A 15,770-nucleotide genomic window follows, 5' to 3' on the forward strand; every position below is an offset into this window, starting at 1 on the left:
TACTACTATGTTCGATTTAACAGAATTTTCACTACATGATATGTCTGAAGTTGGTGATGCTCTCCAACAGTTAGAGCTAAAGGCGAAAAATATTGATGAGCTGACTGATATGGTAGTCCAGTATTTTTTTGACAACCTTGTCGATACGCGAACCGGAGAGAAATCATCTGTTCTGGTACGTTTCTTCATGACATATCCTTATTCAAGCCTTGACGTAAAATTACGCCAATCAGTCGATAAAATGTTAAATGGCCAGCCTGTTGACCAGGACATGAAATGCCTGAAATTATCAGCTACTGCAGGAGTAAAACCTGAGTGGAACTCAACAATATATTCCAAAGGACACAGAGTTCTTCCACTACAGAATAAAGATATGCTGAAAAAAAATATCATGGTCCATCAATTTATTGACCAGATGGGTATGGGGATCTCTAACGTACTTAATCCTGATCCAAAACTATCGTCTGAGCTCGAAGGCAGAGTTTTCAATGTCTACCATGTATCCGAGGCTCTCGGAAGTCCATATATTCCAGCCCAGAAAGAGTTTGTAGTGCCATTTGGAGTAAAATCGGCAATGGGTATTGGGGGTATGCTGCCTACGGGGAACTTGTTTGCACTTCTTATATTCTCTAAAACAAAGATCCCTCATAATACGGCAAACTTGTTTAAAAATATCGCATTGAATGTAAGAATGGCGGTCTTGCCTTTTGTTAATGAAAAAATATTTGTCATTGATAAAGAAGAGATTTCGGAGGAAGAGCGGCTCAGATCATTGATAGCGACACAAACAAGTTTATTAGAGGTGTACAAAACTACTGCAAAAAAAACCAGACGTACTGAAAGTGTGTCATTTAATATTGCAAATATAATAGGGAAATTTACAAAGAAGATCTGGTTGTATGTCTGTTTGATTTCCGTATCCGCTTTCTTTCTTTTCATTCACTGGTTAACACATAATGAATTTATGTTACACCTGGCTGCCATTCCAATTGAGATCATGTTTGGTGCATTATTAATTGAAAAGATTTTAGAGAAGAAGAGAAAGACTGAACAATCCAAAAGGTTAATGCACTTCCGGTGTTATCTTTTTCGTTCACGTTTACGTAACATTTTTATTGCAAATCTCAATACACTGAAATTTCCCATAATATCAATATCCAAAATTAAGAGTGCAAGCCTGGAAGATCTGAAACAAATGCGCAAAGAGATCAACCACATCGAATATATATCTTTAGACGCGATGGAAACAATAATTACAGAGTATGTACCCGCATATCACGCATTTTATAGTTTTATGGAGTGGACAATCATTCATGACATAGATTCCGGTTTCGAAAATATGATCTATATTCTACATTTTATTGAAGAAGTTAAGTTGTTTAAACACAACAATCCTGATACACCATATGTTTATGAGGCACAAAGAAACCGGTCATTAATGAAAAAAGTTAAAAAAGTATTAGCCGAAGGTATGTTTAATTTCCTTGATTTTTTAATTGAATTGAAGAGAAAAGACCCTGCACTGTTTTGTGAACTTCTTAGTGATTACGAAGAACTACCACAGGACAATCATATAGTGCATGAACGGAGAAATAGTTAAGAATAGTGAAAAAAAAGATGAGAGAAGAGTACCGATTAATAACACCAATTACCCTTTATTTTTTTAATTCTGCAAATGCTTCTTCTCATATTTATGCATAAATGCCCTATAGTTAGAGAAAGATAGGTGAAAAATTTTATTCATCAACGACTTTCTAATATGAATTGTGCCGTTTTCAGATATATTATCTGAAAGCAACAGTTTAAATCCTTCAATGATTTCACTATCTTCACCTGCATCTACTAATGTCTCTATTCGTTGATGAATAGATTGAATAAATAACTGAAGAACATCCTTTTCAACAATCATCTGCTTCCTCCATATTTTGTCAAGTAAATGTATAAATATAAATAATACTTTATCCATCTTTCTCTTTTCAGGACTCCATATTTTTCATTTCTTTTGTATCGGGTACAATCTTTAAATGAGAAACAACACTATCAGCAAGCCCGCCTGATATTTATGTGCTCTGTACCAAGCAACATGTTGTTCGGTGATCAGTTACATAACCCGCCCATCATTAACTTTAACGGTATATCTAACGTCGTTATCATAAAAATCTATCATTGTATTAGTGATTCCCCCTTTTTTTAAGTTTTATGCAATTAAATATTTTGTCTATTTTTTCTTCTGTACACATCGATTTTTTTCAAAATAATATTATAATCGGAGATTGATCTAAGATTTAGCGCCTTGTGAACACTATGTAATAATTCTTTCAGTTCTAAAGGTTTAAGTAAATAATCATAAGCACCAAACCGTTTAGCGTCAGATAATATCATATTATCCCTACTTGCAGTATTTACGATTACAGGACAGTTAGGATTTGTTTTTTTTATTTCCTTCAAAATATCAATCCCTGTTTTTTCCTCACCCAGATCAATGTCAGTAATTACTAAATCGAAATCTTCCCCGGCCATCTTTTCCATGGCACCACAATATGCATAAGCCGTTGATACGTCATATCCTTTTTGTAAAAGAAAGGTTTTAAGTAATAATACAATATTCTTATTGTCATCAATTATCAATATTTTTTCTTTCACCCTACACCTCTCTTTATGTTTAACCTATTATATAGCCTACGCATAAACACGACGTTGCATAAAACATGAGTTCTATTTATAGTATACTAATAATTTACCTATGCCATATGCAGTCTGCATTTAGCTTCACCCTTCTCCAGGATAAAGTTTATGCATCTGTTCTATAATCATTTCTGACTCATGAATTACTTATTTAGAGAAGAATTAATGGTATTTATATTGTTGAAACTTAATATCTTCACACTGGCATGGTGTTAACTCACCCCCCTTGTATAATGTGCACGTCAGGCAGATTCCGAGGTGTCCTTGGTGTATGTAGATTCTGAAAAAGGCACTGCAAGATGTTTTCCAGGATCTTTTTCCAACTGACTGCCCGACGTGTTTTCTGGCTGGTCATAAAAGATTGGAGGATAAAAATAGTATTTATAATTATTATGTTTTCCACAACAGGTACCGATACCCTTTTTTTATATTTCAGTTTAATGTTACGTTTCTGATACTTTCCTTTTAAACCGGATTAACTGCCTTTGAAAGCAGCTCTTCAATCTTATTTGTTAATTCGGTTAAATCTGAGGATTTAACCAGGTACGCGTCTGCACCCCATATCCTGCAAACATCCTTATAACTATCATATGCAGTATAAATAATAAGTGGAATGCTCTTGAGTTTTTTTAAAATTCTACTCATCGCTTCAACACCACTTATATTCAATATACATACATCCATTACTATTATGTCTGGCGGTCTCGTTTTGACTTTATCAGAAGCGTCCTTTCCATCAGAAGTTATTGTGACATCATAGCCTTCCTGACTGAACTCCTGCTCAAAAAGTAATCGCTGGTTTTTATATTTCTCTACGAAAAGTATAGATGCCATGCTCTCTGGTAATCCTCATTTCTATTAATTTATTTCTGAGATTTATTAGCAATATTCATACTAACTACTTACATCATACAAATGGTATACCAAAAGAGTATTGTTTAATCACATCCTGCTTTCCGTATGTTCAAATGGCTTTATAGCAGGTAGCTAGGTATGTAGAAATAATATGATATCCTGCGAGAAAGATGTTACGAGACTTACACAGATGTATAACCTGCACAAAGTGTGCAATACACAATTTGTGCAGATGCACAGTTAAATTGAGGGCTTTTCAGGATGCAAATTACATTCTTTGATTTTGTTGTAGACAGTCCTTCGGGATAAACCCAATAATTTAGCGGTAGTTGTCTTGTTCCAATTTGTTTTTTCCAATACCTGTAAAACCCGGTAACACTCTTCACTCTTTTCGTCAATAACGTGAAAAGATATTTTCTCTCTCAGTTCAATCGGAAGGTCTTTAACGGTAATGACTCCAGTATTGCAGACAACAAAGGAGTGCTCTAATGCATTCTCTAGTTCTCTGATATTTCCCGGCCACTCATATTCCATAAATATCTTATAAACGTCGTTAGATATAGTGCTAATACTCTTTTTTAACTTGTGGTTGAATTTTTCAACAAAGTTATCTACAAGTAGAGGGATATCTTCTATCCTGTCTCTCAGTGGCGGTGGAGAAAGGGTTACTACCTTCAACCTATAATAAAGATCTTCTCGGAATTTCCCCCGTCTGACTTTCTCTTTAAGGTTTTGATTAGTTGCCGTTACGATTCGCACATCTACCTTAACTGGCGTTGAGTCACCAACACACTCAAATTCTTTATCCTGAATGACCCTGAGTAGTCTTTGCTGCACACCTAAAGAGACGTCACCAATTTCGTCCAGAAAGAGTGTCCCTCCATCTGCTTTCTTGAACCTGCCAATTTTATCTTTAACAGCACCGGTAAAAGCGCCTTTAGTATGTCCGAAAAGTTCACTTTCAAGAAGTGTTTCTGTCAGTGCGGAACAATCTACCTTTACAAACGGCCCGTGACTACGAATTCCGCCGTAATGCAGTGCTTCTGCTATCAGTCCTTTCCCAGTGCCACTTTCTCCGGTAATGAGTACTGTTGTATCAATATTATATAAATTCTCCATCAAGGAATAAATCCTCTGCATTTTTATACTATCGCCTGTAATCTTGAAAAAACGTTGTCGCTTTCCCATCTCCTTTTCTAAATTTGACACATGAGTTTCATCTTTAACTACCATAACGCAACCAAAGCGGCCATCTTTCTCATCTATTAGAGGATATGTATTCAGGCTTACCAACTGTCCTTGATGCTCTTTATGTTCACATTCTGTTCGATGTGTTTCTACAGGCAGCTTCTCTAAAATGGTCTTATTAATTGCCTCAATACAGTGACCACAACACAATCCTCGAATAGAATCTTCTAATGTCATACCCAGGGCATCTTCACACTCAATGCCGCAAATATTCCTGGCGCCTTCATTGATCTCAATAATCCTTAAATCCATATCAACGGCGATGATGGCATCTTTGACACTCAAAAAAATGGCTTTTAGATTGGCATGATTCCTGTTTCTTTCATCAACCAGAGTTTTATGACTTAAAGCCAGGTTGACAACACGTAACAGTCTCTCTTTTTCCAGTGGTTTTGCTATATAGTCGAATGCGCCGAGACGAACTGCTTCAGAAGCGGAATCTATACTCCGGACTCCCGTAAACATAATGACAGGACAGTTTAAGCGTTTTTCGTTAACATTTCTCAAGATATCAATGCCACTCTTTTCCTTTAAAACTATATCAGATAAAACGACATCAATGTGTTCCTTATCAATTATTTGTATCGTCTCTTCAAAACTCTCAGCCTCAAATACGTCATGTCCTTCTTTTAATAGAAATTCCTTGACGGTTATTCTAATTGATTTCTCATCATCAATTATCAGAATTTTTGCTTTCATCACTATTTTTTATTTTGTTACCGGTAGATCAATGATGATCTTAGTAAATTTTCCTTCTACGCTTTCAAGGGTCATCTTACCTCGATGGTTGTCAATTATCTTTTGACAAATACCCAAACCCAGGCCTGTTCCTATAGAACTCTGTTTATTAGTAAAAAAGGGTGTTGTGACATTACCTATTATTTCATTCGGTATTCCGATTCCATGATCATGGAATATAAAACGGACATATTCTCTGTTCTTTATTGCGATTTTTTTACCTGAAATTTCAAGTATTTTACCCACGTCTTTACCGGGATACTTTTCATTTAAGGCAAATCGCGCATTTTGCACAAGATTCAAGAAAACCTGCTGAAGCTCTTGACTATTTCCATATATTTCAGGTAAATCTTTTGAAATATTACATTTTACGATAAGATTCTCTCTTTTCAACTGTACCATCATAAGTGTTAAAGTATTATACAAAGCTTCATCAATGTGAATATCATCTTTTTTTCCAATCGTCCTCACAGATAAACAAAGAAGGTTTTTGGTTAACATTGCTATACGTCGACTTTCGTCAATAATGATATTGCTAAACTTACCTAATCTATTATTATCACCACATTCATCCATAATAAGTTGCGCGCAATTTATTATACCATTAATAGGATTGTTGATCTCATGTGATAAACCCGCTGCCATCTCTAAAACTAAAACCATCTGCTCCATTCGTATTGCTTCTACCTGGAACTTTCTTTTCTCAGTGATGTCCCTTATAATCCCCAATGTTCCAATTAATTTATTATGCTTCCTATTGTCATCTTTTTCATAATAACCCGTGGCTGTAGCTTCGCAAACTAAAAATTCAGGTATTTCGACCTCCTTGCTATTACTTCCTCCTCTCTCCAGGGCATTATATAACAACCGGATCTCCAGGTTTCTTGTCATTCGATCTTTAGTCCTTCTTTCATCAAAAAAAACCAAATTAAGTTTATTTTTATTTTTTCTGTTTTTTAGTTTTTCTAAGAAAATATCCCTGCTGAATAATTCAATATCATCGGGATGTAATATAATGTTAAAATGTTTTCCTATAAGACCTTCCGGTTCATAACCAAACATTCTGATCGAATCATTTACAAATGTAAAATATCCATCCATGTCGATTGTATAGACTATATCGGGAATGGCCTGTAAAAGGACCCTGTATTTTTCCTCGCTAAGCCTTAATGCCTTAGTCACCTCCTTACGAGCGGTGATGTCCTCCGCCACTTTAATGAAATTAGTAATAACTCCGTCAGGGCCTTTCATAGAAGTGATGGATACAGACTCCCAATAGAGTTCACCATCCTTTTTCTTATTATGAAATTCACCGTGCCATGTTCCACCGGCAGTAATAGTTTCCCAAAGTCGTTTATATTCTTCGTTTGATGTTTCACCTGATTTTAAGATGCGGGGGTTACGTCCAATTACTTCTTCCGGACGAAAACCGGTCAGTTGGGTAAATTTGGGATTAACAAATTCAATGTTACCTTTGGCGTCTATAATCATAAAAATTCCTGGACTCTCTTTTATTGCCATAGATAACTTGTTTATCTCCGCCTCAACTCGTTTGCGCTCGGTGATGTCTCGGATAATTGCCGTAGATAGCTGGGATTCGTTTCCAAGCTTTTGATCGGTAATAGATATTTCTATTGGTATTTCAACACCGTCTTTCGTGATTCCTGAAAGTTCTGTTGTTCTGCCTATTATTCTGGCCCCACCTGTCTTCAAATATTGCTCTACTCCTGTATCATACTCATTTCTATATTTTTCAGGAATAAGAGTTTTTATCGATTGTCCAATAATTTCACGTTTTGAATATCCAAAGATCCTCTCCGCTGATTTGTTCCATTCGGTAATTGTTTGATTGAGATCACAAACAATTGCGTCTTCCGCAGTTTCTATCAGATTACGATATTTTGTTTCAGATTTAATCAGCCCTTTCTCTATACATTTCAGTTCAGTAATATCAGTCATTATTAACCTGCATTGCTTCAAATTTTCATCTGAATTACATTCAAGTGTAGATGAAAGTTGCACGTAGAGTGTTGTACCGTCTCTCTTATCCATATTTAACCCAAACAATTTACATTTTTTTATTGTAAAAATATGCTTTTTATACAGATAATATTTATCCTGATCTTCTCTGTTGATGAATGATGTCAGTTGCTTTTTTATCAATAGACTTTGTTCCATTCCCAGCATCAAAGCGCCTGTTAAATTAACGTCCCGAATTACATCATCCTCACTTATTGTAAAGTATCCAACTGGAGAATTATTATAAAAATCATAATATCTATTATGGGACTCTTCAAGTTCAGCCTGATCTCTTCGAAGTTCTTCATTTTGTGTCTCAAGCTCTATCTGGTGCACCTGAAGTTCGTATGCCAGTTTACGAACTTCTTTATCTGACAGGTTCTCTGTTGGAATCATTCCCTGTTTTAGTTTTTTCTCTGCTCTTTTGCGTAGATCAGATGTTTTTTGCTGGCCATACTGTTTTTTTTATTTTCTTTATAATCTTTATGATTCATCCCTGATTCCATTTTTATCACCTTCTTTTGCTTCTTCTTTATATGAACAGTTATGTCTTAATATAGCAAATTTGAGATACTTACGTGTAGTCTTTCTCATCGAAGTAATAAAATGCAACACACCTTAAAAATTATCATTTTCTATCGCCTTAATTTTCTCAATCCTTCGTTTGTGTCTCTCTTCATTACTAAACGGTGTCTCAAGCCAGAGCTTTACCAGATCTTTTGCCTTTGCAATACTTAATGTCCTGTTGCCTAAAGATATAATGTTTGCGTCGTTATGTTTCCTTGACATTTCAGCGCTATATTCATCATAAACAACCGCTGCTCTGATACCTTTTACTTTATTGGCCACTATCGCTTCTCCCTGACCGGAACCTCCAATAACGATTCCACGTGAATCCAAACCTCTGTTAACATCTTCGGCCACAGTTTTAACAACAGGGTAAATAAAATCAGGATAATCATCAGCCTCATTAAATTCAAAAGCCCCCTTGTCCTCAACTTCACAACCCAGGTTTTTAAGGAATATTTTCAGATCCTCTTTTAATTTAAAACCGGCATGGTCTGTACCAACATATATTTTCATAACTGCTAATCCATTTTCAAAACTTTTGCGCCACGTATCTTCTTTGACTTTAACTCCACGAGCGCTTGATTTGCATCTTCCAATGCAAATTCCTCTGTTTCAGGCTTTAAAGAAATTTCTGCTGCAAGTTTCAGAAATTCACTTATATCTCTACGGCTGACATTAGCGACGCTTTTTATCTCCTTTTCCATCCATAGATGTTTTGGATAATCAATCTGTAAAAGAGAATCTTTGTCAATTTCCTCTTTACGTATGGCATTTATCACCAACCGCCCCCCTGTTTCAAGATTTTTTAAGGCCTCAACTATTGGTCTCCAGACAGGTGTTGTATCAATAATGCAATCCAGCTTTTCAGGGGATGCCTCTTCAGCAGCACCTGCCCATACGGCACCAAGTTCCTTAGAAAAAACCCTTTCAGCTTCGCTCCTGGCAAAAACAAAAACCTTAGATTCCGGAAATCTATGCCTGGACATCTGTAACACAAGATGAGCTGAAGCCCCAAATCCAGTAAGACCAAGGTTTTGACCGTTTTGAAGTCCGGTCAACTGAAGCGAACGATAACCAATAGCGCCGGCACACAAAAGAGGAGCCGCCTCTGAAAAAGAAAATGTATCTGGTATCCTGAAAGCATAATGCACAGGTACAACCATGTATTGTGCATACCCCCCGTTCACGTCTCTTCCTGTGGCCTTGAATTCGTGACACAGGTTTTCATTTCCATTCAGACAAAACTTACATTTGCCACACGAGGAATGAATCCAACCAATCCCTACTCTGTCGCCAATAGTAAATGCACGGGAATTTCCTCCTGTTTTTTCAACAGTTCCAACGACCTGGTGTCCCAGAACTACCGGCAAAGTATGAGGAGGAGTTCTCCCCTCAATTTCATCTAATTCTGTATGGCACACTCCACATGCTGAGACCCGGATCAGTATTTCTTCTTCGCTTGGTATAGGATCTGGTAAGTTTACCAATTCCAGAGGTGCTTTATTCTCTGAGATACTACACAGTTTTCTTAAGATCATCGTCTTCATAATTTATTCAAAAACCACAACATTTCATGAAATGTACCAAAACTATGTCGATCAAAATCCATTACCAGTCTCGGCAAATCTAAAAATTCCTCTGTTTTCAGCTCGGCGGGCAGAGGAGCAGTCGGCTCAATTTCACCTGATCGAAGGATATCACTATATTTTTGGTTCAATTTATTAACTTTTTCACGACTCAAAGGCATATTCAACCTTATAACAGTCTTGTCTCCAACGTATCTAATTGAATGATAGACCCGGTAAAATTTAAGTAACTTATCAACCGCCTGTTCAATAGTATTAACACGTATAAGTAAGCTTAAATCATTACGTGAAACAAACCCTCTTTCATACAACTCTCGTGTTACAAAATCCATCATACGATTCCAATACTGTGAATGTATATGATCTATTAATATGATTGGGCGCGGCTTGCTTTTGCCTGTCTGGACTAATGTGATAGTCTCAAAACATTCATCCAAAGTACCAAATCCTCCGGGAAGTATAACTGTTGCATCAGACTCTTTAAGAAAAAAGAGCTTTCTGTTAAAGAAGTACTTAAAACTGACAGCTTTTTTATCACCATCTGAATATGGGTTGTACATCTGTTCAAAAGGAAGCTTGATATTCAAGCTGAAACTCTCTTCTCGACCGGCCCCTTTATTACCAGCTTCCATAATTCCTGGTCCACCACCAGTGATTACCTTAAATCCTTTTTTTACAATAAGCTCTGATAACTTTACCGTCATCTTATACTCATCTGAATCATTCCGGGCCCTCGCAGAGCCAAAGATCACAACCTTTCTTTTATCCCTGTATGGTCGGAAAACTTTTGAAGCATAGCGCAGCTCTTTCAACGCCATATTTATTAATTTCAAATCACCACGATCATCGTTCTCCAACCCCAGCTTAATAACAGTTGTCAACATCTCTTCTATTAAATTTATATTACTTCCGGAATGAGAAGCAATTGCTAAATCAGCAATAATCTCATCTAGATCTTCTCTACCTGTTTTATACTCTTTTTTTTCCCCATTCATTAGAACTAAAAACCTTATTTAACTTTATATCTACATACTGATAAGACTTTGACAACATGACCATTTCTAATAATAGAATTCAATCTTCACTTACGCAAGTTTTAATATTTTAATAATTCATTTCTAAAAAAACAACTTGTCATCTGAATAGGTAATATATAGATTATCAACGAACAATCATCTTGCATTTTTGTCTATCTCTTCTTAGAATTAAAGTTATATTATCTTCTTTTTTTTTGGAAAAATTATGTGGGATTATTCAGATAAAGTAAAAGAGTATTTCATGAATCCTAAAAATGTCGGGGTTATTGAGGACGCCAATGCGGTTGGCGATGTCGGCTCAATTACATGTGGGGACGCTCTTAAACTGATGTTAAAGGTTGAAGATGGAACAGAGAAAATTGTGAACGCTAAATTCCAAACCTTTGGGTGCGGCAGTGCCATAGCATCATCTTCGGCCCTGACTGAAATGATAATAGGAAAAACAGTAAAAGAAGCTGAGAAAATAACAAACCAGGACATAGCAGATTATCTCGGAGGACTACCTAGAGAGAAGATGCACTGCTCGGTACTGGGAAGAGAGGCCCTGGAAACCGCTATCGCTAATTATCGTGGTATTGACCTTAAACAACTAAAAGAAGATGAGGGTCCTCTTGTTTGCCAATGCTTTGGTATACACGAAAAGTTTATTGAAAAAGTTGTTACGGAAAACAGTTTAAAAACCGTGGAGGAAGTGACAAACTATACAAAGGCAGGCGGAGGATGCCAATCCTGTCATCCGGCCATTGAAGATATAATAGAAAAGGCATGGAGAGAAAAAGGCAAGTTTCTTCATGTCAGAGAAGAGGCCCCAAAGCATAAACCGGTTATGACAAATCTTCAGAAAATTGCCCTGATTACAGAGACCATAGAGAAGGAGATTAGACCGGCCCTGGCACAGGATGGCGGAGATATTGAACTTATAGATATAGCTGGCAATGAAGTCTATATTGCTCTCAGGGGGCAATGTGCCTCCTGTATAAGTGCTGCTTATACAACAGAGAACATTGAAGACAAATTAAGAGAATTGGTTTCACCGGATATAGTAGTACATCTGCAAAGTGATTAATAAAGTGACTAAAGTTAAGGTAGAATACAATTGAAAGATTCAGGAAGTAAGGAATTGGGAAATGAATAATAAATCAATTAATTTCTAAATTCCTCAACCCTTGAATTCCCTGATTATTACTAAGGAGTCATTTCTGTGAAAAAAGTTATTTATATGGATAATAATGCCACAACAAAGGTAGATGAAATGGTCTTTGAAGAGATGAAACCTTATTTTATCAGCCTGTATGGTAATCCGTCCAGTATGCATACCTTCGGTGGGCAAGTGGGTAAAAAGATTGAAGAAGCCAGAGAAAGGGTTGCACGGTTGATTGGCGCGCATCATACAACGGAAATAATATTTACAAGCTGTGGCACAGAGAGTGACAGCACGGCAGTTTATTCTGCCCTTCAGGCATTTCCTGAAAGGAAGGAAATTATCACAACAAGAGTTGAACATCCGGCAATCATCTCATTATCGCCGCATCTCGAAAAACAGGGGATTGCAGTAATACAGCTTAAGGTGGATAAATATGGTAACCTTGATTTGAACGAATATGATCGTTGTCTTAACGAAGAAACCGCACTCGTGACTATTATGACTGCAAATAACGAAACGGGTGTAGTTTTTCCCGTAGAGAAAATGGCACAAATGGCAAAGGAGAGAGGAGTTCTTTTCCATACCGATGCTGTTCAGGCGGCAGGCAAGATTCCGATAAATATGAAAAACAGCGCGATAGATATGCTGTCCATATCCGGACATAAACTCCATGCTCCGAAAGGCGTCGGAGCATTATATCTAAGGAGAGGAACAAGGTTTCGACCATTCATGAGAGGTGGTCATCAAGAGAGAAACCGAAGGTCCGGAACGGAGAACGTAACATCTATTATTGGACTTGGCAAAGCGGCAGAGATTGCTCAGGCTCATATTGAAGAAGAGAACATAAGGGTCAAAGAGATGAGGGATCTGCTGGAAAAAGAAATCCTTAAAAGAGTTCCAAGAACTATACTGAATGGGGACAAGAACAACAGACTTCCCAATACTACTAATATCAGCTTTGAGTTTATCGAGGGCGAAGGGATTCTCCTTCTTCTTAATGAACTCGGTATAGCCGCATCATCGGGCTCGGCCTGTACCTCTGGTTCTTTAGAACCGTCTCATGTATTAAGGGCAATGGGAGTACCCTTTACTGCGGCCCACGGTTCAATAAGGTTTTCTCTCTCCCGATACAACACTATGGAAGAAGTGGGCTATGTTATAGAGAACCTCCCTCCGGTAATCGAGAACCTCCGGTCAATATCACCCTACTGGAAGGATGGCCGCCCAATCCCGGAATTTGAACCTCAATATAAATAACAGGCAGGCAGGTTAATTACAATGAATGATATCTATATTAATAAAAAAGACCTTAAAAGTTTTTGTGATAAACTGAAAGAGAGATATACCGTTTATGGTGTAAGACAGAAAGAGGAAGGTTTCTATGTCTTTGATGAAATAGATGAATTTTCAGATCCGCTCAAAGAGTATAAACCAACAATTCTGCCACCAAAAAAATATCTTTTCCCTCAACAGGAGACTCTTTTACGATTTGATACACAACCACATCCGGATGTAAAGCCGGTTATTGAGTCAAAAAAACAGGTACTATTTGGTGTCAGACCATGTGACATTCACGGAATCAGCCTGCTGGACAAAATATTTACCACCGACCACGAAGATAAGAATTACACTCAAAAACGGGCCGATACCATCATCATTGGTATAGACTGCCTTGAACCCTGCTATGAACACGCCTACTGTGCAATTGTTGGATGCCTGGACGTTGATGACGGTTACGATATTATGATGACTGATATCGGTGATAGTTTGTATACATCGGTTAAAACAGAAATGGGAGAGGAAATAGTAACAAATTTTGCTGAATATACAGTCGCAGGTGAAGAAGAGCGGCAGAGGTTTCGGGAATTAAGGAGTGAAAGAGAAGGCAAATTCGAGAAAATGATAAACACGGATATATCCAATCTACCACTTCTCTTTCAAAATGCAGATAATGACCCTGTCTGGGATGAATTAAATGACAAGTGTCTTGGATGCGGACGCTGTAACATTGTATGTCCTACCTGCTATTGCTTTGACGTATATGATTGCATGGAGTTATCTATGACATCGGGAGAAAGATGTCGCGAATGGGACGCATGTACTCTAAAGGATTTTGCAGTTGTATCTTCGGGAGAAAACTTCAGGTCAACAAGAGGACATAGATTAAGGCACAGATTTAATAGAAAGTTCAATTACTTAATGACAAAACATAATACCTCTTTCTGCGTTGGTTGCGGAAGGTGTTCAAAGACGTGCCCGGTCAATATTGACTTAGTAGAGACAGTGAATGCCGTAATTAAAAACAATAAAAACCATGAAACAGAATAATTCTATTTTTCTACCGGATATTGTAGAGGTGATAAGTACACGTCAGCTTACCGAGATGGAAAGATATATTGAGTTAAAAATAGATGACACCAGCGGGTTTACCTTTAATCCGGGACAGTTTGTCCAGCTTTCGGTTTTTGGTATCGGCGAAGCCCCTATATCAATATCATCTTCTCCTAATAATAAAGACGCTATTGGTTTGTGTGTGAGAAAAGCAGGAGATGTCACCTCTGCCATTCACAAATTGGAAAAAGGCTCGTATCTCGGCATGAGAGGCCCTCTGGGCAATGGATTCCCAGTAGAAGAGATCAAGGGCAAAGACCTTTTGTTTATAGCCGGCGGTCTGGGATTAGCACCTCTGCGCTCGCTAATTAACTATGTCCTTGAAAAGAGAGATGACTTTGCAAAGATAACTATTCTGTACGGTGCGAAGAATCCCGGAGAGATGTTGTTTACAGAAGAACTTGAGTTATGGAGAACAAGAGAAGATATAGAATTAAACATGACGGTTGATAAGCCGGATAAAGACTGGTCCGGTAAATCAGGGGTCATTACAAGACTTATTCCCCCTTTAACAGTATCACCTGCTAATACCTATGCACTGGTAGTCGGACCTCCGGTAATGTATAAATACGTCCTTCTCGAACTTCAGATAAAACAGATACCTGAAACCCAGATTATCATGTCATTAGAGAGACGTATGAAGTGCGGTGTAGGAAAATGCGGTCATTGTCAAATAAACGGAATGTATGTCTGCATTGAGGGTCCTGAGTTCAGCTACAATACATTAAAATTTCTTTCGGAGGCTATATGACAAAACCAAGAGTAGCTTTTTTCTCATTTTCAAGCTGTGAAGGCTGCCAATTGGTAGTGCTCACCATTGAAGAACATCTTCTTGAACTCGCCAGTTTGATCGACATTGTCTCTTTTAGAGAAGCGATGAGTGAAAGAAGTGAGAACTATGACATTGCATTTGTAGAAGGCAGTATCACAACAACCGAGGAAATTGAAAGGATCAAAAAAATACGAAATACCGCCAACGTCATTATAGCATTAGGTGCATGTGCTACAATTGGCGGCATTAATAGTCTGAAAAACCAATTTGAAATGGATAAGGTTAAAGAGATAGTATATGGTAAAATGGCGGGAAATTATGAGACTATCCCTACAAGACCAATTGAGGCGGTAATAAAGGTGGACTACAAGATACAGGGATGCCCGATCGACAAAGATGAATTTCTTGAAATAACCAAGGCAATTTTACAGGGGAAAAAACCCCGTACACCTGATTATCCGGTTTGCATTGAATGCCAGATGAGAGAAAATGTCTGCCTTTTTGAAAAAGGAATGGTCTGTATGGGACCGGTTGCAAAAGCAGGATGCAAGGCCATCTGTCCAACTTACAATGATGGTTGTGTTGGATGCCGTGGTCTTATTGACGACCCAAATATGTCATCGCATAAGAATCTTTTAAGTGAGCATGGATTAACTGTTGATGATGCTATTTCTCAATATATGTTGTTTGGGGGAAATAGTAGAGAGAAGTATGAATAATAAGAA

14 protein-coding genes are annotated in these 15,770 nt (G+C 37.5%); 6 read left to right on the top strand and 8 right to left on the bottom strand.

The features are described 5' to 3' along the window. Positions 1–7 precede the first annotated feature (7 nt). Positions 8–1,600 (top strand): hypothetical protein, encoded by a 1,593-nt coding sequence (locus SCALIN_RS03960; RefSeq protein ID WP_096892956.1) that lies wholly within the window; start codon positions 8–10, stop codon positions 1,598–1,600. A 63-nt stretch (positions 1,601–1,663) separates the two neighbouring features. On the opposite strand, the gene SCALIN_RS03965 is transcribed toward SCALIN_RS03960, so the two are convergent. The 8 genes from SCALIN_RS03965 to SCALIN_RS04000 form a co-directional block, all read right to left on the bottom strand. After that, positions 1,664–1,966 carry a hypothetical protein gene (locus tag SCALIN_RS03965; protein WP_096892957.1) on the bottom strand — a complete coding sequence of 101 codons (303 nt, stop codon included), beginning with the start codon at positions 1,964–1,966 and terminating at the stop codon, positions 1,664–1,666. Between the two features lie 239 nt (positions 1,967–2,205). After that, positions 2,206–2,643: a response regulator gene (locus SCALIN_RS03970; protein WP_096892958.1), complete on the bottom strand. Its 438-nt coding sequence runs from the start codon at positions 2,641–2,643 to the stop codon at positions 2,206–2,208. Positions 2,644–3,150: 507 nt separating this feature from the next. Next, entirely contained in the window at positions 3,151–3,519 is a 369-nt protein-coding gene (locus SCALIN_RS03975; protein ID WP_096892959.1) for a response regulator, read from the bottom strand. Positions 3,520–3,780: 261 nt separating this feature from the next. Next, positions 3,781–5,487: a sigma-54 dependent transcriptional regulator gene (locus tag SCALIN_RS03980; RefSeq protein WP_096892960.1), complete on the bottom strand. Its 1,707-nt coding sequence runs from the start codon at positions 5,485–5,487 to the stop codon at positions 3,781–3,783. A 9-nt stretch (positions 5,488–5,496) separates the two neighbouring features. After that, a complete protein-coding gene (locus SCALIN_RS03985) occupies positions 5,497–7,941 on the bottom strand; it encodes a PAS domain S-box protein (protein ID WP_096892961.1) in 2,445 nt (814 codons plus the stop codon). 222 nt (positions 7,942–8,163) lie between these two features. Then, entirely contained in the window at positions 8,164–8,628 is a 465-nt protein-coding gene (gene rpiB, locus SCALIN_RS03990) for a ribose 5-phosphate isomerase B (protein WP_096892962.1), read from the bottom strand. Positions 8,629–8,633: 5 nt separating this feature from the next. Beyond that, complete coding sequence (locus SCALIN_RS03995) at positions 8,634–9,662, bottom strand: zinc-dependent alcohol dehydrogenase family protein (protein ID WP_096892963.1); 1,029 nt, start codon at positions 9,660–9,662, stop codon at positions 8,634–8,636. After that, positions 9,659–10,696 carry an LOG family protein gene (locus tag SCALIN_RS04000; RefSeq protein ID WP_096892964.1) on the bottom strand — a complete coding sequence of 346 codons (1,038 nt, stop codon included), beginning with the start codon at positions 10,694–10,696 and terminating at the stop codon, positions 9,659–9,661. The genes SCALIN_RS03995 and SCALIN_RS04000 overlap by 4 nt, the downstream gene beginning before the upstream one ends. A gap of 247 nt (positions 10,697–10,943) precedes the next feature. On the opposite strand from SCALIN_RS04000, the gene nifU reads away from it, so the two are divergent. The 5 genes from nifU to SCALIN_RS04025 all read left to right on the top strand — a co-directional run bounded on the left by nifU (position 10,944) and on the right by SCALIN_RS04025 (position 15,764). Beyond that, complete coding sequence (gene nifU / locus SCALIN_RS04005; RefSeq protein WP_096892965.1) at positions 10,944–11,804, top strand: Fe-S cluster assembly protein NifU; 861 nt, start codon at positions 10,944–10,946, stop codon at positions 11,802–11,804. 153 nt (positions 11,805–11,957) lie between these two features. Next, a complete protein-coding gene (gene nifS / locus SCALIN_RS04010) occupies positions 11,958–13,139 on the top strand; it encodes a cysteine desulfurase NifS (RefSeq protein WP_096893052.1) in 1,182 nt (393 codons plus the stop codon). Between the two features lie 21 nt (positions 13,140–13,160). Continuing rightward, positions 13,161–14,210 carry a 4Fe-4S dicluster domain-containing protein gene (locus tag SCALIN_RS04015; protein ID WP_096892966.1) on the top strand — a complete coding sequence of 350 codons (1,050 nt, stop codon included), beginning with the start codon at positions 13,161–13,163 and terminating at the stop codon, positions 14,208–14,210. Next, positions 14,197–15,024, top strand: a complete 828-nt coding sequence (locus tag SCALIN_RS04020) for an FAD/NAD(P)-binding protein (RefSeq protein ID WP_096892967.1) — start codon at positions 14,197–14,199, stop codon at positions 15,022–15,024. The genes SCALIN_RS04015 and SCALIN_RS04020 overlap by 14 nt, the downstream gene beginning before the upstream one ends. Continuing rightward, positions 15,021–15,764, top strand: coding sequence for an NADH-quinone oxidoreductase subunit B family protein (locus SCALIN_RS04025; protein WP_096892968.1), 744 nt, complete (start codon positions 15,021–15,023; stop codon positions 15,762–15,764). The genes SCALIN_RS04020 and SCALIN_RS04025 overlap by 4 nt, the downstream gene beginning before the upstream one ends. Positions 15,765–15,770 lie beyond the last annotated feature (6 nt).

This window comes from Candidatus Scalindua japonica (genome assembly GCF_002443295.1).
Taxonomy (GTDB): Bacteria; Planctomycetota; Brocadiia; order Brocadiales; family Scalinduaceae; genus Scalindua; species Scalindua japonica.